The organism is Actinomyces qiguomingii (genome assembly GCF_004102025.1).
Taxonomy (GTDB): domain Bacteria; phylum Actinomycetota; class Actinomycetes; order Actinomycetales; family Actinomycetaceae; genus Actinomyces; species Actinomyces qiguomingii.
Genome location: NZ_CP025228.1, coordinates 1,417,930 through 1,439,298, shown reverse-complemented (window position 1 = coordinate 1,439,298; position 21,369 = coordinate 1,417,930). Strand labels below are relative to the sequence as shown.

General features: G+C 67.3%; 16 protein-coding genes. 10 read left to right on the top strand and 6 right to left on the bottom strand.

Features of this window, described 5'->3' with window-relative positions; translation table 11 throughout:
* Positions 1-15: 15 nt before the first annotated feature.
* Together CWT10_RS05900 and CWT10_RS05895 are read left to right on the top strand one after the other, a co-directional pair.
* Complete coding sequence (locus tag CWT10_RS05900; RefSeq protein WP_158247584.1) at positions 16-1,458, top strand: Eco57I restriction-modification methylase domain-containing protein; 1,443 nt, start codon at positions 16-18, stop codon at positions 1,456-1,458.
* Entirely contained in the window at positions 1,455-2,393 is a 939-nt protein-coding gene (locus tag CWT10_RS05895) for a BsuBI/PstI family type II restriction endonuclease (RefSeq protein WP_103061902.1), read from the top strand. Before CWT10_RS05900 ends, CWT10_RS05895 begins: the two co-directional genes overlap by 4 nt.
* A 29-nt stretch (positions 2,394-2,422) precedes the next feature.
* On the opposite strand, the gene CWT10_RS05890 is transcribed toward CWT10_RS05895, so the two are convergent.
* Positions 2,423-3,259 (bottom strand): sensor histidine kinase, encoded by an 837-nt coding sequence (locus tag CWT10_RS05890; protein ID WP_158247583.1) that lies wholly within the window; start codon positions 3,257-3,259, stop codon positions 2,423-2,425.
* Positions 3,260-3,651: 392 nt separating this feature from the next.
* Between CWT10_RS05890 and CWT10_RS05885 the strand changes: the two genes are divergently transcribed.
* The gene (locus CWT10_RS05885) at positions 3,652-4,332 is read left to right on the top strand and encodes a response regulator (RefSeq protein WP_103061900.1); all 681 of its coding nucleotides are present in this window, start codon (positions 3,652-3,654) and stop codon (positions 4,330-4,332) included.
* A gap of 12 nt (positions 4,333-4,344) precedes the next feature.
* On the opposite strand, the gene CWT10_RS05880 is transcribed toward CWT10_RS05885, so the two are convergent.
* From CWT10_RS05880 to CWT10_RS05870, 3 genes are all read right to left on the bottom strand, one after another.
* The gene (locus tag CWT10_RS05880) at positions 4,345-6,834 is read right to left on the bottom strand and encodes an FtsX-like permease family protein (RefSeq protein WP_103061899.1); all 2,490 of its coding nucleotides are present in this window, start codon (positions 6,832-6,834) and stop codon (positions 4,345-4,347) included.
* The gene (locus CWT10_RS05875) at positions 6,834-7,622 is read right to left on the bottom strand and encodes an ABC transporter ATP-binding protein (protein WP_103061898.1); all 789 of its coding nucleotides are present in this window, start codon (positions 7,620-7,622) and stop codon (positions 6,834-6,836) included. The genes CWT10_RS05880 and CWT10_RS05875 overlap by 1 nt, the downstream gene beginning before the upstream one ends.
* Positions 7,623-8,011: 389 nt before the next feature.
* Positions 8,012-10,480 carry an ABC transporter permease gene (locus tag CWT10_RS05870; protein ID WP_103061897.1) on the bottom strand — a complete coding sequence of 823 codons (2,469 nt, stop codon included), beginning with the start codon at positions 10,478-10,480 and terminating at the stop codon, positions 8,012-8,014.
* Between the two features lie 259 nt (positions 10,481-10,739).
* On the opposite strand from CWT10_RS05870, the gene hisN reads away from it, so the two are divergent.
* The 3 genes from hisN (at position 10,740) to CWT10_RS17930 (ending at position 13,290) form a co-directional block, all read left to right on the top strand.
* Positions 10,740-11,573 carry a histidinol-phosphatase gene (gene hisN, locus CWT10_RS05865; RefSeq protein WP_103061896.1) on the top strand — a complete coding sequence of 278 codons (834 nt, stop codon included), beginning with the start codon at positions 10,740-10,742 and terminating at the stop codon, positions 11,571-11,573.
* Between the two features lie 122 nt (positions 11,574-11,695).
* Entirely contained in the window at positions 11,696-12,559 is an 864-nt protein-coding gene (locus tag CWT10_RS05860) for an undecaprenyl-diphosphate phosphatase (RefSeq protein WP_103061895.1), read from the top strand.
* 197 nt (positions 12,560-12,756) lie between these two features.
* Positions 12,757-13,290 carry a hypothetical protein gene (locus CWT10_RS17930; protein WP_416171678.1) on the top strand — a complete coding sequence of 178 codons (534 nt, stop codon included), beginning with the start codon at positions 12,757-12,759 and terminating at the stop codon, positions 13,288-13,290.
* A gap of 47 nt (positions 13,291-13,337) precedes the next feature.
* On the opposite strand, the gene CWT10_RS05850 is transcribed toward CWT10_RS17930, so the two are convergent.
* Complete coding sequence (locus CWT10_RS05850) at positions 13,338-14,951, bottom strand: OmpA family protein (protein WP_158247582.1); 1,614 nt, start codon at positions 14,949-14,951, stop codon at positions 13,338-13,340.
* A 421-nt stretch (positions 14,952-15,372) separates the two neighbouring features.
* Between CWT10_RS05850 and CWT10_RS05845 the strand changes: the two genes are divergently transcribed.
* From CWT10_RS05845 to CWT10_RS05830, 4 genes are all read left to right on the top strand, one after another.
* On the top strand, positions 15,373-15,552 hold the full coding sequence (locus CWT10_RS05845) for a type II toxin-antitoxin system HicA family toxin (RefSeq protein WP_103061893.1): 180 nt from the start codon (positions 15,373-15,375) through the stop codon (positions 15,550-15,552).
* Positions 15,549-15,923, top strand: a complete 375-nt coding sequence (locus tag CWT10_RS05840; protein ID WP_103061892.1) for a helix-turn-helix domain-containing protein — start codon at positions 15,549-15,551, stop codon at positions 15,921-15,923. Before CWT10_RS05845 ends, CWT10_RS05840 begins: the two co-directional genes overlap by 4 nt.
* 122 nt (positions 15,924-16,045) lie before the next feature.
* Entirely contained in the window at positions 16,046-17,461 is a 1,416-nt protein-coding gene (locus CWT10_RS05835; protein WP_103061891.1) for an exonuclease SbcCD subunit D, read from the top strand.
* Entirely contained in the window at positions 17,461-20,829 is a 3,369-nt protein-coding gene (locus CWT10_RS05830) for an AAA family ATPase (protein ID WP_103061890.1), read from the top strand. Before CWT10_RS05835 ends, CWT10_RS05830 begins: the two co-directional genes overlap by 1 nt.
* Here CWT10_RS05830 and CWT10_RS05825 read toward each other — a convergent pair.
* Complete coding sequence (locus CWT10_RS05825) at positions 20,826-21,305, bottom strand: DUF6912 family protein (protein ID WP_103061889.1); 480 nt, start codon at positions 21,303-21,305, stop codon at positions 20,826-20,828. The two genes, CWT10_RS05830 and CWT10_RS05825, sit on opposite strands and share 4 nt — an antisense overlap.
* Positions 21,306-21,369 lie beyond the last annotated feature (64 nt).

Here is a 21,369-nt window from a genome sequence, read left to right as displayed (position 1 = left end):
GGTACGCTGGCCGACATGAATCTTCTGGAGCGTGCCGCGAACCGACGCCAGGCGGCACTGGGGAGCCTTGACGCGGCCAATCAGGCCGCGTTGGGGCAGTTCTTCACGCCTGTTGCGGTCGCGCGGATCATGGCGGATCTGGTTCGTCTGCCGGAGTCGGGTACGTTGCGGGTTCTGGATCCCGGGGCAGGGTCCGGCGTGTTGTCCGCCGCCCTCGTGGATCGCCTGCGGCGGGAACGCCCGAATCTCCAGGTGTCGCTCACCGCGGTGGAGTTGGACGCGCGGTTGTGGCCGGCACTGACGGAGACGCTTGCCGACTGTGCTGCTGAGTCGGCAGTACGCACGTCGTTGGTCAAGAGCGACTTCGTGCAGTGGGCGCTGCACACAGATGAGCGCTTCGACCTGGTGATTCAGAATCCGCCTTACCGCAAGATCCGCTCTCGCTCGACGCTGGATTCCGATCTTCGTAGCGCGGGCATAGCCGTACCGAACATCTACGCCGGCTTCATGGCACTTGGCACACTCCTGCTGGACGCCGGCGGCGGGCAACAGGTGTCCATCACGCCCCGTTCATGGATGAACGGCACCTATTTCGGCCATTTCCGCCGCACGTTGCTGGCGTCTTTCGGGATCGACGCCATCCACACATTCCAGTCGCGATCCGAGGTGTTCGGTGACCTGGGAGTGCTTCAGGAGACGATCATCGTGTCTGCCATCAACGGCCCGCAGCCGAACACAGTTCGTCTCTCCTCGTCGGTGGATCACCGCGACGAGCCGGCAGTTCGCCGAGTACCGGCCTCCCGGGTAGTAACAGATGACTTCGTGTTCGTACCCGCCTCCTCCCAGGATGCCGAGGCGATCGAGTGGATGGCTTGCGCCAGACACACGCTTGCCGATCTTGGCATGATGGTCTCAACCGGGCGGGTGGTGGACTTCCGATCCCGCGAATACTTGGCATACGAAACGGCTGACGATGCCGTGCCGATGGTGTACCCATCCAATATTACCCGGCAGCGAGTGGTGCATCCCCGCGATAGCGTGAGGAAACCGCAGTGGTTCCGTGCGACTGAACCGGTGCGTACCAAGTTCCTGGTACCGGCAGGCACCTATGTTCTAGTCAAGCGCTTCTCCGCGAAGGAGGAGAAGCGGCGCCTGGTCGCCGCCGTGTGGTCCGACGACGGCAGACGGCCGGCGTTCGACAACAAGTTGAACTACATCCACTGCGCTGGCCACGGCCTGGACCCGGAGGTTGCTGCCGGCTTAGCGGTCTGGCTGAACTCTAAACCGGTTGACGATTACTTCCGAGTCTTCTCCGGCCACACCCAGGTCAACGCCGGTGATCTGCGGCAGATGCGGTTCCCCAGCCTGGACCAGCTGCGCCGACTCGGCGAGAGCACGCACGATCCTGAAGAGGCCATCCGCAGGGTAATGGGCATGACGCGCATGGAGGCCGCATGAGCACCGTCCAGGAGGCGCAGGCAATACTCCGCGCATTCGACTTCGACCGGCAACGGACAAACGAACAGGCCGGCCGCACGCTACTTGCTCTGGCAGGGTTGGATGAGAACAGCGCGTGGGCCGATGCTACAAACAAGCGGATGGGCGTGCGGCAGATCCTAGACTGGATGCGCGGGCCGCTACATCATCCAATCGCGGAGAACACGCGGGAGACCATACGTAGGTTCGTGCTACACCAGTTCGTTGACGCAGGCTTCTGCCTCCATAACGACGATGACCCTTCGCGGGCGACCAACTCGTCGAAGAACAACTACCGCCTGAATCCGGAGGCCTTGCTGACGATCCGGCTCTACGGAACCCCCGACTTCGGTCCCGCTATTGAGGAATACGTCGCTGAGGCGGGCAGTCTCGCCGCCAAGTACCAAGCGGCCCGCGATCTGGCCCGTATCCCAGTGACCACGCCCGAGGGGGATACTTTCACGTTGAAGGCAGGTGGGCAGAACGTCCTCATCAAGGCGATGGTCGAGGAGTTTTGTGCTTGCTTCGTGCCCGGCGGTGAGGTGCTATACGTCGGCGATGCCGACGACAAGCTAGCAACGTTCGAGCGCGAGCGTCTCGCGGCACTCGGCGTGAATGTGGACAAGCACGGAAAAATGCCAGACCTCGTGGTCTACCACGCGGACAAGAACTGGTTATTCCTCATGGAGGCGGCATCGACCCACGGTCCCGTGGACCACATTCGCTACAGCGAACTATCCAGCCTGTTTTCACGATCAACCGCCGACCTCGTATACGTGTCCTGCTTCCCCGACCGCTCGGTCATGCGCAGATTCCTCCCCGACCTGGCCTGGGAGACGGAGGTCTGGCTGGCTTCCGAACCCACACACATGATCCACCTGAACGGCGAGAAGTTCTTAGGGCCGTACCAGCACTGACGTGGGTAATCCCCGGCAGCTGTCCCATGTCACCCAGTGGCTGCGACTCGGACAGGGACGCTGAAAGTCACCGTCCACCGCGCCTCACCCCGGTATACGACGAACTCACCGCCGAGCGTCTCCACGCGGCGCCGCGCGTCAACCAGACCCAGGCCGGAGGACAATGCGGCGTCCGTATTCTGTGTCGCATCGACTGTGTTGGTGACCATGCAGTCGAAGACATCGTCATCGGCATCCATCACTACTCTGGCCAACCCATCGGAGGCCGTGTGTTTGGCGGCGTTGTCAACGAGTTCGTCGATCACGCGTAGAACCTGCTGGTGAGTGCCTGGGGTGAAGACCTCTTCGGCCAATAGTTGCACCCCGTCGACCTCCAGCGAAGCCCCGCGATCAGCAAGCACACGACGTGCATCCGCCAGGGTCTGCGCGAGCGGTCGTGGCGGCCTCGACGCCACACGGAGTACGACATCGTCACCGGCGTCTGTGGTCATGCTCTGTAGACCGCGTCGCAACTGCGCTACCGCCGTGCGCACCGGCTCTATGATTGCGTCGAGTTCCCGACTCAGTTGCTCGTCACCTGCGTGGGCGATCTTCAGCTGCTCGCCTGTCATAACCGCATACGTAAGGTCGCGCGCGACCGTGTCATGCAGTTCCGCAGCCATAAGCCTGCGCTGCCGAAGCCGGGCCACACGCCTGCGACGGACGTCACGGCGAGCCTGATCGCGCTGCTGGCGGAGCATCTCCCCCAGCACCAGGCAGGGAACGCCCGTGGTTACCGGCCACACGAACGCGGCCCACAAGGGCTCGTCCGCGGCGGGCAGCAACAACAGCGGCAGCGTGATGATGCAGACGAGCGAGTAAACCATCCACCGCGGCCGGCCTCGTGCCATCAGTATGGAAACCGAGCCCCACGCGGCTATAGACGCCACGATCCCCGTGTCTTGAGGGACAGACACGGCGAACCAAGTAACCACAACGCTCAGAGTGGTACCGATCGCAGGCACTGCCGATGTCAGGGGCAGAGCAAGCACCGCCAGTGCAGTAAGACTGATCGCCGCTGGTTCTCTCGGGAGCGACGCGAAGAAGAGCGCGAAGGTGAAAAAGAAGCCTGCCATGCCCGCGTGTAGCAGGTGGGTGCGCAGCGTGGGACGCCACGCACCAGGCTCGTCATGGCCGGAAGAACGATACGATCGCGGGAGGAAGTGAAGCATGGCGAGGAAGGTTCAGCGAGGACGGTTTCCAACCTAAGCTTAGCGGTGTGCCCACTTCTAGTGTCCGTCCCGACGGGAAGCCCGACGTCGAACCGATTCGGGTAGTCGTGGTAGACGATGAAATCTACGTACTGCGGGCCCTGCAGGCCTACCTCAGCAAGTCTCCGCAGATACAGGTCCTCGGCGCCTTCCCCTCCGCCACCGACGCACTCTCCTTTCTACGGGGGACCCACGCCGATGTCGTCCTCACCGATGTGGCCATGCCCGGCATGGACGGCCTGGAACTGTTGTCGCGGCTGAAGCAGGAATCCCCAACTACAGCCGTCGTGGTACTCACCGGCTTGGACGACGACGCGACCATGATGGATGCGCTGAGCCGCCATGCGAACGGTTTCCTCCTCAAGAGCGCCGAACCGGATGATGTGGTCCGCGCTGTCGTCGCCGCTTACGACGGCGGTACTCCCCTATCGCCGGAAGCTGCCTCCAGACTGGTCGCAAACCACCTGCGCCCGGTTATGCCGGACCGGCCGTCCGGCATAACCGCTGCGGAGCACGAAGTGCTCACCCTGTTGTGCGACGGCATGTCCAATGCGGAAATCGCGGAAGAGCTGGTCGAGTCGGAGAGCACGGTGAAGCGACACGTGTCCAGCCTGATGCGCAAGTACGGGGTGAACTCTCGGCTCCGGCTCGTCGTCACGGCCAACAAGGCCGGCCACCAGCCATCCTGAGATACTCGGAATTCACTCCTGAGCAATCGCGGTGACAGGGACCACCGACGCGGCACGGCTGCTGGGACGCAGGGCCGCGAGCACGCCTACGGCTGCAGCCGCCAGCAGGATTGCCACTAGTTGTAGCCAGGGCACTCGCAGTACGAGTTCCGACCCGCCGTCGGCGCCCATGACCGCCGCTACGGCGGCCAAGCCCAGGACCGCCCCCAGGACAACTCCGATCACGCCTCCCAGCAGCGAGGTCATGACCGACTCCGTGATGAAAAGTCCTCCTACATGACGCCGTTGCACGCCCATAGCACGCAGTACCCCGATCTCCCGGATCCGCTCCAGCACGCTCACATCCGTGGTGTTGGCCATGCCGGACAAAGCGATGAGCAACGTGAAAGCCAAGACCACAGCGATGACCGAGATTATCCAGTTGAGGTACTCAGCAAACGCGGTTCGACCTGCTGCCGTGGTCGTGATGTAGTAACCCTCGCCTTGTAGGAGTTGACGCACCTGCGAACCTGGATCAGCGTTACTCCCGTCACCCACAGTGCGCGCCCACAGGGATGAACTCGTCGGATTGTCCCCGACTAGTTTCTCCGCGACCGCGGGCGTAATAACCGGCCCGAAGCCGCCCTCCTCCACGTGTACGGTAAGTTCCACACTGCCCGCAGGCCCCGTGAGCGTCACGGACGTACCCTCGGGACGGCCGTAGATCTCTCCAACAATCAACGTGTTGTCGTCAAGACCCTCCAGTCCGTTGTGGGAGCGTATGACCGGAGCGACTTCAGCTACATCCACCGCAGATACGGTTATCTCGTTGTCTGCCGTCGTTTCCGGAGTAATCCCCAGATCAAATGTCGGCACCAGGACCGTCCGGTCTACATTTTCCAGGTTCTCTACCCGGGCGATCAGTTTCGATGTATCGGAATTGGCGGGGATACCACTGACCCGGATGTCTACGGGGCTACCGCTGTTGATATATCCATTCATGGATGCCCGAGCGCTGGCAATACCGGTGACCAGGGTGGAGGCAACAGCCACGGACACCAACAGCGAGGCAGTGGTAGCGGCGGCGCGCCCCGGGTTACGGGCGAGATTGCGAGTGGCGAGTTGCAGCACCGGGCGCCGGTCACCACCTGCGAGCCGCTCCGTGGCGCGGGAGGCGCCGATAACCAGCAACGGAAGTCCCACTAGCAGGCCCAGTACCAGAAGCACTGCGCCAGCTGCCGTGTACTCGACGACTCGCGCCTGAATGCTCAATCCGGTGATCACCAAACCGATCACGACTACCACAAGCCCAACGATGGCACTCACCACGCGCCCGCGGCTAAGTGACCGTTCATCGGCCACCTGCCCAGTCAGGGCTACCAGGGGCGAGACCCGGGTGGCGCGGCGGGCCGGACGCAGCACCGCCACCAACGTCACCAAGGTACTCAGGAAGACACCCAGGAGAAGCGACTGCCATGATACCGTGAAGTACTGCCATTCCAGACCTTCGATCAGGCCTGCGCGTGACACCAGCGTGGCCAATCCAATGCCAAGCCCGGCGCCCATAACCGAACCAAGTAACCCGGTGATCAGGCCGGTGCGCAGCACCGACCCGAGCACTTGACGGCGGGTTGCGCCGATGCAGCGCAGCAGACCGGTCTGGCGCGCCTGTCTGGCCACCAGCGTAGTGAAGGTAGTCGCAATCACGATTCCCGCCACGACGGCACATACCGGCCCCAGCAACCGGAACAGTGTCATTGTCACCGAATTCACCGAACTTTGTCCGGAACTCCGCATGACCACAATATCGGAGGCGCTGTAAACACCCGCCCCAGGCTGAGAAGTCTGCGCGGCCTTTTCGACTGATGTCATGAGCGCTTCGATGCTCGTACCAGCCGCACCTGTCACGTAGAGGACTACGGGAGTCTCCGGAACACCGAGCACCACACGTTCTTCCGCAGTCGCAAATACATAAGCCGCGCCTGCCCCCAGCCGAGTGATCTCGGCACCAGGCTGGATTATGCCCACAACCGTTGCAGTTGAACTCGCTTCGGCATCAGAATCCGGTTGGAAGGAAACGGTGTTTCCGACTTCAAGATCCTGGGTCTGCGCAGCCGCCGGGGAGAGGGCTACCTCTCCTTCCTTCTCCGGCAGGCGCCCCGCCGTCAAACGCGTGCCACCGCGTATCTCCGGCACCTCCAGCACGAACGGATGCGAGTCGTACGCAGAACCGGCCGGATGCATAATCCACGTCGACCCCTCAATGTAGGGGCGCACACTGGCCACGCCGTCGGCGGCGGCAACGTCCTGAACCGCCTGCTCGGGCAGGGTCCCGTCCGTGGCGTCGTCATGGCTGTCGGCGATGACGACCACGTCGGCGTCGCCGACCGAGGCGCGAGCCGCCGCCGTCATCTGGGCGGTCGAGGAATCGGAGATGATGAGACTTACAACGATGAGTGCTGCGCTCATGACTACGGCCACCAGGGCGGCGACGGTGCGGCGCAGGTCGAGCATGGGAGGCATCAGTGGGCCCCCTGCACTGCGGTCGGTGGGGCGGCGTGCTGGCCGGCAGGGCGGGCGAGCACGTCGTCGCCGACGATCCGCCCATCGCGCAGCCGAATAATCCGGTTGGTGGCCCCGGCCGCGTTCTGATCATGGGTGACCATGACCACCGTCTGCCCCAGGGCCTCACACATGCGGGCCAGCGTCTCCAGCAGGGAGGCGGCCGACGCGGTGTCCAGAGCACCGGTGGGCTCGTCGGCGAAGACGACCTCCGGCCGCCCCACCAGCGCACGGGCCACCGCCACACGCTGCTGCTGGCCACCGGACAGCTCACTGGGCCGATGCTCCAACCGGTCCCCGATCCCCAGGGAATCAATGACGGCGTCATACCAGTCCCGCTCGGGTTTGCGGTGGGCCAGCCGCAACGGCAACAAGATGTTCTCCTCCGCGGTCAACTGCGGCAGCAGATTGAAGGCCTGGAACACGAAACCGAGCCGGTCGCGACGCACCGCCGTCAGCTGGCGGTCATTCATACGGGCCAGGTCCTTCCCGGCGATGAACACGGCGCCGGAGTTCGGGGTATCCAGGCCAGCCAGGCAGTGCAGCAGGGTGGACTTGCCCGAACCAGAGGGCCCCATGACGGCCACGAACTGGCCCCGACTGACGGCCAGCGATACGTGGTCCAGGGCGGTGACCTGCGCGCCGCCGGTACCGTAGATCTTAGTGAGCATGCGGGCCTCAACCACTTTCGGCACGGCGGGGTCGGCACCGGACAGACCCAAGTAGGTGGACTCGGTGGGGGCGGACATGGGGGATTCCTCCGTAACGGGTTCTATTAGCTTGACGGAACCAACTCTAGAATCCGTAGAATCCGTTGAAAATACGCTGAAAGGCGGAACTACCGGCCAGACACGAACGAAAGTCTCAACGCCACCTACTACCTCCGCACCACCCCACCATCACCCTCCAGGACGAGACCACAGCCACACCCGCTCGGGGTAATCCCTGACGCCGGCCAACCGCCCAGTACGAGCTGGGGCCCGCGGCAGGGACTAACGCAATTGGGCTACCCCAGAATGTCCGGAACCGGCATAGCCGAACCTTTCACGTCGAGTCGGTGCTGGCCGATACAACGTGACTGCGCCACCCGCTCGGTGCGGGTGGCGCAGTCAAATGCGTAGGCAAGGTCAGCTGAGCTCTACTCCTGCGCCAGCGCGCTCAAGGGGACGACGGCGGCGGCGCGGCCGGCGGGCCGCAGCGCCGCCAGCACGCCGATGGTCGCCGAGGCCACCAGGATCCCGGCGAGTCCCAGCCAGGGCACCTGCAACACCAGGCTGTCCGCGGCATCGAGCCCGAATACGGCAACCAGGGCCGCCATGCCGAACACCGTCCCCATAACCGCCCCGAGCACCCCGCCCAGCAGGGAGGTGAGCACGGCCTCGGTGATGAACAGGCTCCGTACCTGGCCGCGCTGCACCCCAGTGGCGCGCAGCACCCCGATCTCCCGGAAGCGTTCCAACACGCTAACGTCCGTGGTGTTGGCCAGCCCAGACAGGGTGATCAACAGCGTGAAGGCCAGAACCGCAACGATGATGGTGACAATGCGGTTCACCTCGCTGGAAAGGCCGGCACGCTCGGTGGCAGAGCTGCTGACCACCAGTTCGGGCCGCTGCAGCGCGTCACGCACCGCGGTGACCACACTCGTGTCGGTACCGTCACCGACGGTACGCACCCATAGGGACAGGGCCGTCGGCTCATCTCCCGCCAACTGGCTGGCGACCGCCGGGGAGACTACCGGCCCGAGGCCGCCCTCGGCCAGGTGAACGGTCAGTTCCCTGCTGCCCCTGGAGCCGGTGAGGGTGACGGCGGCGCCCTCCTCCAGGCGGTACTCGCGGGAGAGGACGAGGGTGTCGTCGTCGAGGCCCTCCAGACTTTTGTCGGAGCGCACCACCGGGGCGGCCGCGGCCGTATCCACTGCGGAGACGGTGATCTCATCGACGTCGTCGGCGCTCGGAGTGATGCCCGCTTCGAGCGCTGGAATCACCGTCGCCTTCTCAACGCCGTCCGCCTGCTCAACCCGGGCGGCCAGTGCCGCCGCGTCATCGGCGGTGGCGATTCCGTCCACCCGGATGTCAACCGGCGCGTTGGCGGCTATGATTGCATTCATAGACGCGTTCAGGCTGATAAGGCCGGCCAGCAGGGTGGCACCTACCGTAACCGTGACCAGTAGAGAGGCGGTGGTGGCGGCGGCACGCCCCGGGTTGCGAGCGAGGTTGCGGGCCGCCAGCTGCAGCACGGGCCGACGGGCCCCGCCGCCGAGCCGCTCCACCAGCCGGGCCCCGCCGACCACGATCAACGGCAGCCCCGCCAGCACGCCCAGCACCATGAGCACCGCGCCCAGGGCCGTGTAGATGACCACCTGCGCCCAGATGCTCAGCCAGGTGATGCCCAGGCCGATCAGGGCCACCACCACCCCGGCAGCGGCGGTCCCCATCCGGCGGCGGCTGAGCGTACGCTCGTCGGCCACCTGCCCGGTCAGGGCCACCAGTGGAGACACGCGGGTGGCTTGACGGGCCGGGCGCAGCACCGCCGCCAGCGTCACCGCGGTGCTGAGCACCACCGACAGCACCATCGTCTGCCGGTTGACCGTCAGGTAGTGCGCCTCCAAGCCTTCCACCAGTCCGGAGCGAGCCACCAGCGAGGCCAGCGCCACGCCCAGGAGGGAGCCGATGATTGAGCCGACCAGGCCGGTCGCCAGAGCGCTGCGCAGCACCGAACCGAACACCTGGGTCCGCCCCGCACCGATGCAGCGCAGCAGACCGGTCTGCCGGGCCTGCCGCGCCAACAGGGTGGAGAAGGTCGTGGCGATCACGATCCCGGCCACCACCGCGCACACCGGGCCGAGCAGCTGCAGCAGCATCTGCGTGGTGGAGTTCATGTCACCCATGTTGGACGCGCGCATCATGACGATGTCGGAGGCGGTGTAGACGCTGGCGCCCAGGCCGTTCGCGTGGAGTGTCTGGGAGACGGAGTCCATGAGATCCTGTGTGCTCGTGCCCGCCGAGCCGGTCACGTACAGGGCCGCCGGCGCCGTCGACAGGCCCAGGGCGGCGCGTTCGTCGGCGGTGGCGAAGATGTACTGCTCACCGGCGTCCCAACGGGTGATCTCGGGCCCAGGGGCGATCACGCCCACTACTGTGGCGGCGGTATGCGTACCCGCCCGGTCCTCCTTCAGGGCGATGGCGCTGCCGACCGCGACGTCCTGCCTAGCCACCGAGGGCGAGACCGCTATCTCTCCCTCCTTCTCCGGCAGGCGTCCCTCGACCAAGCGAGTGCCGCCGGACAGGGGCGGCACGTCCAGTACATAGGTGAATTCGGTGCCGCCGGAATCACCCATGCGGTCGATCCAGATCGTTCCCTCCGAATAGCTACGCACGCCGGCCACGCCCGGAGCCGCCGCGATGGTGGAGGCCGCGGCCTCGGACAGTTCCCCGCCCTGCTCGGGCAGTACGACGACGTCGGCGTTTCCGACGCTGGCACGGGCGGCGGCGGTCATCTGGGTGGTGGCCGTGTCGGAGATGATGAAGCTGAAGACGATCAGGGCCGCGCTCATGGCCACCGCCACCAGGGCGGCCAGGGTACGGCGCAGGTCGAGCATGGCGGGCATGGGTGGGGCTCCTTCGCTTGGGTTCCGGGTGCTCCGAGCGGCTGAGGCTCACGCTACGAGCCGCCCGTAGCACCCGAAACCTCACTTTGACGGAACTCTCCGGGGTCCCGCGGTATGAAAGCGGCACCGCCTCCTGCGCCTTTAGATTCGCGCCGGCTCCTCCCGAGGTAGGAGGCCGGCTGCCCTTTCGCCGCGGCAATCGGGCCGCTCGCGGCGGTGCCGGAGCCGGAGACGAGCCGCGGGCGTCTACTCTCGTGCCATGAGCAGCAACGCCGGTTCCTCCCCCACGCCGCCCGCCGCCGAGCGCCGTTGGCGCGATGACCTGCATCTGGCGCATACGATCGCCGACCAGGTGGACCCGCTCACCCAGGCACGCTTCGACGCCCAGGACTTCGAGGTGGAGACCAAGCCCGACCTGACACCCGTGACCGCGGCCGACCGCGAGGCCGAGCGGATGATTCGCGACTATCTGGCCCGCGCCCGCACCCGCGACTCCGTGCTCGGGGAGGAGTTCGGCACCACCGGCCACTCCCCCCGCCAGTGGGTGATCGACCCGATCGACGGGACCAAGAACTTCGTGCGGGGCGTGCCCGTATGGGCCACCCTCATCAGCCTGGTGGAGGATGGCGAGGTCGTCGTCGGCCTGGTCTCCGCGCCCGCACTGGGGCGGCGCTGGTGGGCGGTGCGCGGCGGCGGCGCCTGGACCGGCCGCTCCCTGGCCTCGGCCCGCCAGTTGCACGTGTCCAGTGTGGCCGGCCTTGAGGACGCCTCCCTGTCCTACTCCTCACTGTCCGGCTGGGCGGAGCGGCGGCGGCTGCGCGGCATGCTGTCGCTGATGCAGGCGTGCTGGCGCACCCGCGCCTACGGGGACTTCTGGTCCTACATGCTGCTGGCCGAGGGAGCCGTGGACCTGGCCGCCGAGCCGGAGCTGGAACTGTATGACATGGGCGCGCTGGTGCCGATCGTCACCGAGGCCGGAGGCCGCTTCACCTCCCTGGCAGGAGAGTCGGGCCCCTGGGGCGGCAGTGCGGTAGCCACCAACACCCTGCTGCACGAGGCGGTGCTGGAGCACCTGTCCGCCGAGACCGACTGATCCGGACGATCACGTCGAGTCCGGAACCGCTGAGGCCTGTTCCACACCTCCGAGTGCTCACGGGGCAGTCCCCGCCCGGTAGCCTCTCAGGGAGTCAACCGCATCCGAGCCCTGGGAGCCTCATGAACTGGCTGCACGCCGTCATCCTCGGCATTGTCGAGGGCATCACCGAGTTCTTGCCCGTGTCCTCCACCGGACACCTGAACATCGTTGAGAAGCTACTGGACTACAAGATCAACGATGTTGGCATGACCGCTTTCACCGCCGTCATCCAGGTCGGCGCGATCCTGGCCGCCGTCGTCTACTTCTGGGGCGACATCGTGCGCATTGTGACCGCTTGGCTCAAGGGCCTGACCAACGCCGATGCCCGCACCGACCCCGATTACACGCTCGGTTGGGGCATCATCCTCGGCTCGATCCCCGTGGCCGTGGTAGGCCTGGTACTGAAGGACTTCATTGAGGTCACTTCCCGATCCCTGTGGGTGATCGCCGGAGCGTTGATCCTGTGGTCCGGGGTCATGTGGCTGGCCGACCGGCGCAGTGAAGGCCCTAGCGGTGCCGCCCATACCTCTGCGGGCAAGGGAATGCGGGAGGTCTCCATCAAGGACGCCCTCATCATCGGCTGTTTCCAGGCGCTCTCTCCTATGCTGCCGGGTATCTCCCGCTCGGGGGCGACGATCTCCGCGGGACTGTTCCTGCGCTTTGATCGGGTCACCGCCACCCGTCTGTCCTTCTTCATGGGCATCCCGGCGCTGCTGGCCGCCGGCGCCCTGGAGGCCGTCACCGCCGCCGGGGACATCTCCAATACGGTCGGATGGGGGGCTACGGCGATCGCCACGGTCGTTTCCGGCCTGGTCGCCTATGCGACGATCGCCTGGCTACTGCGCTTCGTCTCGTCCAACAAGTTCACCGGCTTCCTGATCTACCGCGTACTGCTGGGGCTGGTGATCATTGTGCTGGTTGCCACCGGCACGATCGCCGCCTGAGATCGGGCTGCAGCCCGCTCACCGGCGCGCCTCGCCGTCAAACTGTCCAAATCCGGCAGGAACGCCGTGCTCAGCCGCCTGCTGCGCGACCACGGTCGGCGGCGGTCAGTGACCGAGGTCACCGCGCGCACACCGTACACCAAATACCCCCTGGGGCATCTTCCCGGGCAGGCGCCCGCGCCCAGAATGGGCGCCAAATGTCGCCCCCACGGCACGACGACGCGATCGGCATTGAGGCCGCCGAGGTGCTGGCCAAGCGCGGCATCACCACCACCGTCGGCGACGCCACCGTGTCCACCGATCCGATCACCGGCGTCCGCCGTCCCATTCCCCTGGCCGGCCCGGCGAACCGTGCGGGGCGGCTGGTGGCCGACTTCATCATGGATCCCGAGCACGCCCGGCCGATTCCCGCGCCGCTGGGAACCGCCATTGTGCGCGCCGGGGAGATGACGGCGGCGGTCACCGGCGCCGACCGCGCCGGGCTGGGCGTTGCGGACCTGATCTACCTGGACCTGGCCTACGCCCCGCCCTTCGGTCAGGCGAAGGACCCGGTGAACCTGGTGGGGATGTTGGGGGCGAACGTCCTGAACGGCACCGTGGAGGTGTGGGATGTGCGCGACCTGGAGCAGGTCCGGCGCACCCAACTCGCAGCGCTGCCAAGGCCACGCCGCCGAGCCCGCCTCGTTAGCCGCGCGTCGGGCTTCCTGCGCGGCCTCTTCGGGCGCCGGTAGCCCCCGCAAACCGTACGAGGCTGCACCGCCTGTGAACAGGTATTCCGCTAACCCTCGACCACGGGCACATCCGTCAGGCGCCAAGGCAGCGGATTCACCTCCGTGTCGGCCGGACGGTCCACGATGACGGTGTCCTCACCGGTATCGGGCCAGGCGATACACACGCGCATAACCTGCCCCGCATTCAATGAGCCAGTGAGGCTGAGCTCCGCCAAGGGGCGATGGGACTCCCTGTCCGGGGGCAGGTAATCGACGGGAAACACATAGCTGCCACCGGAGAGCAGGGTGACACCGCTGGCCGCGGAGGCGCTGCTGAGCCCGCCCGACTCCCCGCGGGCGTTATTCAGTCCCCAACCGGAGCCGTCGGTCAGCGCCTGCTCGGCCGACACCCCGGTTTCTCCCTCACCACCGGTCAGCACGAGCTCGCCCAACAACAGGCCGCCGCGCCTGGTGACCCGTTCCAGGGTGATGGTGAGGTCACTGCCCTCGCCGTCGGGATCGGGGATGGTCACGCCGTCGGGGCCGGGCGCGCTGGGGCCCTCCGGCTTGGGGACCGAGGCTGTGGCCGCGGGCGCGTTCAGGGTGCCCGCAGTGCCGCCGGTGGGCGTGATGACGATCTCCACGCGCCGATTGGCGGCGCGAGCGGCGTCGTCCGTGCCCTGCTCTCGCGGCTCCTTCTCGCCCTTACCCGAAACGGCCACTTCCCAGGCGGACAGATCGGTCAACTCCCCCAGGCGGTCGGAGACGGCCTGGGCGCGGCGCTCGGACAGCCCCTGGTTGTAGTCGTCGTCGTTGACGTCATCGGTGTGCCCGGTAATGGTCAGGGTCCCGCCGTCGGGGTATTCCGCGATCGTGTCGGCGGTATCGCCCAGCAACGCGTCCGCGTCTAAGGTCAGATCGGAGGAGTCGACCTCAAAGGTGACGTCCCCAGAGATGGTCACGGTAACGTCCTTAGCGGTGGTCAATCCAGTGCCGGAGCCGTCAACGGCCTCCGTGTAGCGCTCCAACGCAATGGGCGCGGCAAGCTCGGCGTTGGGCTTGGCCTCCGCCAGGATCGCCTGGGCATCCAAGTCGGGCACCGTATCCAGGTCCACAACTGACACCTGAAAGAAGCCGGTCGTGGCCAACAGCACCGTGACGGTGGAAACCTCGGCGTCAACGGCGCCGCAGACAATCTGCAGGTCCACGGACTCACCCGGCTTTATGGAATCGCTCGAGTAGTCGGTGTGCGTGGACAGCCAAACGCGACTGCCCTCGGGGTCGACGATCCGCAGCGGCTGGGTACCGTAGTCCTCGTCCAGGTAGTTGCCAACCCAAGTGACCCCCGGGGAGCAGTAGGTGTCCTGGTTGGGATCGTCCTCGGGACGTTCTACGTGTATGAGCAGGATCGACGACGACTCATCAACACGCACCAGCGGCCCGACCTCCACATCGAGGGTGTTGCCCTCGAGCACGTCGGTCACTCGTTGCAGCGAGGTGGTGGCCTGTGCAGCAGGCGTCGAGGCCGCGGTTCCCGAGGATGTGGCATCGTCGGCATCGGTGGGGTCCGAGGTTGGTGAGCCGGAGCAGGCAGCCAGTGCGCCCAGTCCCCCGACCACCGCGGGGAGAGTGAGCGCGCCACGGCGTGAGAGCACCGGAACAGCGCGAGTAGAAACGGGCATGGATGCACCTTCAAAGATTCCAACGACAACGTCAATATATCTATACCATAACACGCCCTGTCCGGCCGCACCGCGACTGCCCGAATTCGGCACGAACGACCCTGTTGGGCGGAAGTTCATCCCGGAGACCCGCGTCATTCCAACGATTTTGGAATCGCGCCTCACCGCCCCGGGTGCGTTTTAGTCGATCTCGGACATTTTCACCCCTCCTTGGCGCAGGCAGGCTGGACGCCACCCGCTAAGCACCTCGAATTCGTGTCGGAGGCTTGTGAGAGGCTGCGGACATGCGGATCCTCCACACCTCCGGCTGGCACCTCGGGCGCACCTTCCACGGCCGGGTGCTCGACGACGCCCAGACCCACCCGTTTAGCCCGCCTAGACGGAAGCCGATTACTAGCGGTAAACTCCGATGACGAAGCCAATGAAGTATCGCGATCTGGCGCGCTTGCTCATCAAGGCGGGCTTCACGGCCCGCCGAGGCAAAGGTGACCACGAAGTCTGGCGCTGCGGCTCAGAGATCGTCGTGATCACCCGCACCCCTGAGGTCTCACCGAAGGTGACCCGCGACGCGCTGCGAGCGATTGAGAGGAGCAAGGCATGAACCAGAGCCTTACGGTTATGGCCACCCGCTGGTCAGGTGGCTGGGAGCTTGAGCTCGACGACGACCACCACACGCAGGTGACCCACCTCGACCGGGCACGCCAGCAGGTCGTCGATTACCTCGATACCGTCGACGAAACCACCGACCACTCCAGCTGGAAGATCGACATTGTCCCCGAAGTCGATTCCCTCGCCCAGGTTCGTGCTGCCAAAGAGACCGCTGCCCGTGCCAAGGCGCTGCAGGAAGAAGCGACCGCTGCCTGGCGAGAAGCCGCCCTCGCTCTGCGCGCCGAAGGCTTATCCGTCTCCGACACCGCCGCCATCATGGGCATTTCCCGCGGCCGGGTCTCCCAGCTCACCGCCACAGGCTGACAGTGGAGGGTCTGCCGACCGACCTCGATAAGGCCGTTTACTGACGACATGGCATGCGCCGCCTAGACGCCACCCGCTAAGCACCTCGAATTCGTGTCGGAGGCTTGTGAGAGGCTGCGGGCATGCGGATCCTCCACACCTCCGACTGGCACCTCGGGCGCACCTTCCACGGCCGGGTGCTCGATGACGCCCAGGCCGTCTTCGCCGAGCACCTGATTGAGGTGGTCAAGGCCGAGGGCGTCGATGCCGTCGTCATCTCCGGTGACGTCTACGACCGCGCCATCCCGCCCACCGCCGCCGTCCGCCTGCTCGACGACACCCTGTGCCGCCTGGCGGACCGCACGCGCGTGGTGCTCACCCCCGGCAACCACGACTCCGCCCAGCGGCTCGGCTTCGCCGCTGCCCTGCTGCGTGAGGGGCTGGACCTGCGCGTGCGCGTGGCCGACGTCGACCGGCCCGTCATCATCCCCGACGCCGCCGGTCATCCCGGCCTGTACGTCTACGCCCTGCCCTACCTCGACCCCGATGCCGCCCGCGAGTCCCTGCCACCCCTGCTGGCCGCACGCCTCGGGGAGGGGCCGGTCGAACCGGAGGCGCAGGCCGACGCCGACTCCCCCGCCGACCCGGCTGCGTTCCCCGGTCCCTCCGATGCAGCCGCGTCCCCAGCCGCCGGCGGCCCCGCCCTGCTGCCGCGCAGCCACGAGGCGGTGGTCTGCGCAGCGCTGCGGCTGGTGGCGCACGACTTGGCTGAGCGGCGTGCTGACGACGCGTCCAGGGTGCCCGCGCTGGCCATGGCGCACGCCTTCGTCGTCGGCGGGCAGGCGACCCCCGACTCCGAGCGGGACATCCGCGTCGGCGGGGTGGACTGCGTGCCGGCGGGCGTGTTCACCACGCTCGGCGGCTCGCCCCTGGCCAACGCCTCCGGCGGGCTCGACTACGTGGCCCTCGGCCACCTGCACCGCCCTCAAGAGCTGCACTTCCCCACCGCCGGGGGCGACACCGCCACAGCCAGCGCTCCGGGAGCCGATGCGTACCCATTCGCCGCGCACGCCCCCACACGCCCGCGCCTGGTCTACTCCGGCAGCCCACTGCCCTTCTCCTTCCCCGAGGCCGACGCCACCAAGTCCTCCGTGCTGCTGGAACTGGGCCCCACCGGCGTGACCCGCATGGAACGGATCCCCACCCCCACCCCCTACCGGGCCACCACGCTGCACGGCACACTCGATCAGCTCCTCGCCCCTGCGAATGCGGTCTACACCCGCGACTGGGTGCGCGTGGAACTCACCGGCCCCATGCTCCCGGGCACCATGGCGCAGCTCAAGGAACGGTTCCCCAACCTGCTGGCCTTCTCCCACACCCGTCCCGAGCAGACCGAGCGCGAAACCATCACAGTCACCCGCGCCTCGGACCCGGTGGACGTGGCCGACCGCTTCCTGACCGAGATGCTCGGTCACCGCCCCACCCGGGCCCAGCACGCCATCATGGCCGCGGCCTACGACGCCGCCCGCGCCGACGCCCAGCTCAAGGAGGACCGCTGATGCGCCTGCACCGCCTAACCATCACGGGGGTGGGCCCCTTCCCCGGCACCGAGACCATCGACTTCGACCGCTTCGCCGACTCCGGCCGCTTCCTGCTAACCGGTCCCACCGGCTCGGGCAAGACCACCATTATCGACGCCATCGTCTTCGCACTCTACGGGGATGTGGCCGACTCCGACGGTTCCTCCAAACAACGCATCCGCTCCACACTGGTGACTCCCACCGCTCCCAGCGAGGTCGAACTCGTCTTCTCCACCTCCGCCGGGGTCTACCGCATCGCGCGCACGCCCGAGTACATGCGCCCCAAGCGGCGTGGCAGCGGAACCACCAGGCAGAACGCCTCCGTGAAGCTGTGGCGGCTGTCCGCCCCGGACGGGAAAGCCCTCAGCGAGCCGATCACGCGCGTCGGCGAGGTGGACTCCGAGCTCCGCCGTATCGTGGGGTTGAAACGGACTCAGTTCACTCAGACCGTCGTCCTTCCCCAGGGGAAGTTCGCCCAGTTCCTGAGAGCCGAATCCAAACAGCGTCATGACCTGCTGCGCGACGTATTCGGCACCTCGATCTTCGATCGCATGCAGGAGGCGCTGCGCAGCCGCGGCCGATCCCTGGAGCAGCGGGCGGAGTCGGCCCGTCAGACCCTGCGCGCCCGCGCCGAGGTCCTGGCACCCCTGCTTCACGACGCCGAGCCCGAAGCATCCGCCGCCCCAGGCGACGCCGCCAGCTCCTCCCCCGGGGACGGCCCCGCCGGCAACGCCGAAGTCGTCGAATCCCCCGATGCACATGCCAGCTCTCCCGGAGACAGCGGTACGCCAGCCACGCTGCCGCCCTCTCCCGCCACACGGCTGGAGGCCCTCGTCGCCGCCCGCGTGCCTGATGCCGAAGCCATCGCATCCATCGGTCACGCCGCCGTCCAGGCCGCGCAAGCAGCAGCCGAGCCGGCGCGCCAGGCCCTGGAAATGGCCGGCATCACCCGTCAGGAGGCGGCCGACGCCGTCAACGCCGCCATCGCGTTGCAGGACCGTCTGGATCGTCGCGCACGCCTGGTGGCCGAGCAGCAGCAGCTCGACGCCTGCGCCGCTCAGGACGCTGCCGATGCCGCGCGCGCCGACGCGGCCCGCCGGGCCACCTCCGTCCTCCCCGTGCTGACCCGCGCGCAGGACTCAGCCCGGTCCGCCCACGAGGCCCGTGAGCTGGCCGTTGCGGTACTCGAAGAGAACCGGCCCCCTGCCGCCGAGCAGTCAGTGCCCGGCCCGCAAAGCCCCACCGACGCGCCAGAGACCGACAACTGCTCACGCCAAACGAACGCCGACGCCGCGGCCACGATAACCGCAGCCGAATACGAGCCGGCGCTGGCGTCCCTGAACGAGCTCGCTCCGCTGATTCCGAATGCCGATTCCATCAGCCCCGACGGCCCGGATGACCCCATGGCGCTCCCAGTCCTGGACGCCCTCACGCAGTCCGCCCGCACCATTACCGCCCGCAGCCACGCCCTGCGCACCCGGGCGGGGACTCTCAGCGCCGTCGTCGAGTTGGAGAATGGACTGTCCTCCCGCACCCAGGAGGCGGAGGCCGCACAGCAGCGTCTCGCCGCCGATCAGGACAATGCCGAAGATGTCGCCGCCCAGCTGGCCCAACGGCCCGGGTTGCAGGTCGAGTTGGAGACGTCCCTGGCCGCTGCGCGCGCCGCACAGGCGAGACTGCCGGAGCTGGGCGTGCAACGGGACGCCTGCGTCGAACGTCTCGACGCCTCCCGACGCGCCGATGCCCTGACCGCCCGCATCGCCGCCGCGCATGACGCCGTCGAGGCCGCCACTGCCGCGGCACGAGACGCCAACGCGCTCGTCTCCCAGCAGCGCGAGGCCTGGATCAGTGCCACGGCCGGCTCGATCGTCACCGAACTCGTGGCCGGGCAGCCCTGCCCGGTATGCGGCTCAACCGAGCATCCCGCCCCCGCCGTTCCCGGTCAAGGAACCGTCTCCCGCGCAGACGTCCAGGCCGCGGAGGCGGCGCAGCGCCAGGCCGACGCAGAGCTGGCGGCGCAGGTCAAGAGCCACGAGGCGCTGGTGGCCGAGCAGACCACGGCCCGCACCGCCGCCGGGCAGGCCAGCACGGCTGAGCTCATCCAAGCACTGGAAGCTGCGCAGCGTGAACTCGATGCTGCGCAGCAGGCCGCCGCACCGGTGCCGGAGCTGGAGTCACGCCTCGGTGACTTCACCCGCGTCACGGAACAGCTGCGTGACCAGCTCGACCAGCGGCGTGCCGAGCTCGCACGGGACCGTGCCCGGCTGGACTCCCAGGTGGAAGCCCTCAGCCGAGATCGGGAGCGCTGCCGCACCGCACAGGGAGGGCACGACTCCGTCGCCGCACACATGCGTGCCCTAAGCGAGGCCGCCGAGGCCGCCGGGCAGCTGGCGGACCTGCTCACCCGTACATCCGAGACCGCCAGAACCGTCGTGCACGACCGTGCCGAACTGGCAGATGCCATCGCCCAGGCCGGATTCGTCTCCGCCGCTGCCGCGAGCGCGGCCTATCTGACCGGCCCCGAGCTAGCCGCCCTGGAACAGAAGGTCGCCGAGGCCGCCGCACGGCGTGAACGCGTCCGGCACGGCCTGACCCAGGATGAGACCATCGCATCCCTCACCGGCCAGGAAACCGCCGATGTCGAGGGCGCGCGCCGGCGGCTGGCCACCGCCGAATCCACCTACCACGCGGCAATGGCGGCGCGGGAGCAGGCCCGCTCCCGCCTTAACCGGGTGCAAGAGGCCGCCGACGCGGTCAACGACGCCGCCACCGCCCTAACCGCCGTGGTCGAGGATTCCGCCGCGCTGTGGGAGGTCGTAGCCGTGGCCTCCGGCTACAACGATTCCGCCACCCCGCTGGCCACCTGGGTGCTGCTGGAGCGGTTCAAGGAAGTGCTCGTATTCGCCAACCAGCGCCTGTCCCAGATGTCCGCGGGACGCTACGAGCTCGTACATGTTGACGACGAGGCCGGCTCCAGGAGCCGCACCGACCGCGGACTGGGGCTCGGTGTCATCGACCGCTTCTCCGACTCCGGTGTGCGCGACCCCAAGACGCTGTCCGGTGGGGAGACCTTCTACGTATCCTTGTCCCTCGCCCTGGCCCTGGCCGACGTGGTCACGGCCGAGTCCGGTGGGGTGAGCATGGAGACGCTGTTCATTGATGAGGGCTTCGGTTCCCTGGACCCCGAGACCCTGCAGAATGTATTGGCCGAGCTGGGCCGTCTACAGGCCGGCGGACGCACCGTCGGCATCGTCTCGCACGTGGAGGAGCTACGCCGGCAGGTGGCCGACCGCATCGAAATCACCCGTTCGCCCTCCGGGTCCAAGCTGCGGGTAATAGCCTCCTAGCGCGGGGAAGCGGCCAACTCTTGTGCGAGCACGCTGCGCTCAGATATGTCGTACCACAGCAGGTCCGCATCGGCGGCCCGCTCAAAGGCGGCCTCATCCCCGGTGCGGGCGGCGCGCACATCGGATTCGGCGTCCGCCTCATCCACAAGCAGCGCCGCGACGGCGTCCCACTCCACCGGTTCTGTCACCTCCACGGTGCCCGGGAGCACCTCTCCCGTCACCGGCACCTCCCACACCTGGGTGTCCTCAACATCCGCGGCGATCACCACGCGCCGGTCTACCTCCGCCTCCGCGCCCGGTACGGCCAGCAGCATCACCGAGGCGTCGGCAGCGCACAGGCTCGCAGATACCTCCAGCCCCTCCTGATCCTCCTCAGGAAACGCTCCGGCCAGTGTGGGCGTGACGGCGTGGCCGGTGCGAGGACTGATCCGTGGAGCGGCCAGGTCACGGGCGGTGGCGGGAAGATAGACGCGCATGTGCCCAAGTGTGCCCCAACCACGGGCCTACGGCGCCGCTTTCTCGGCCGCGACCAGCGCGCTG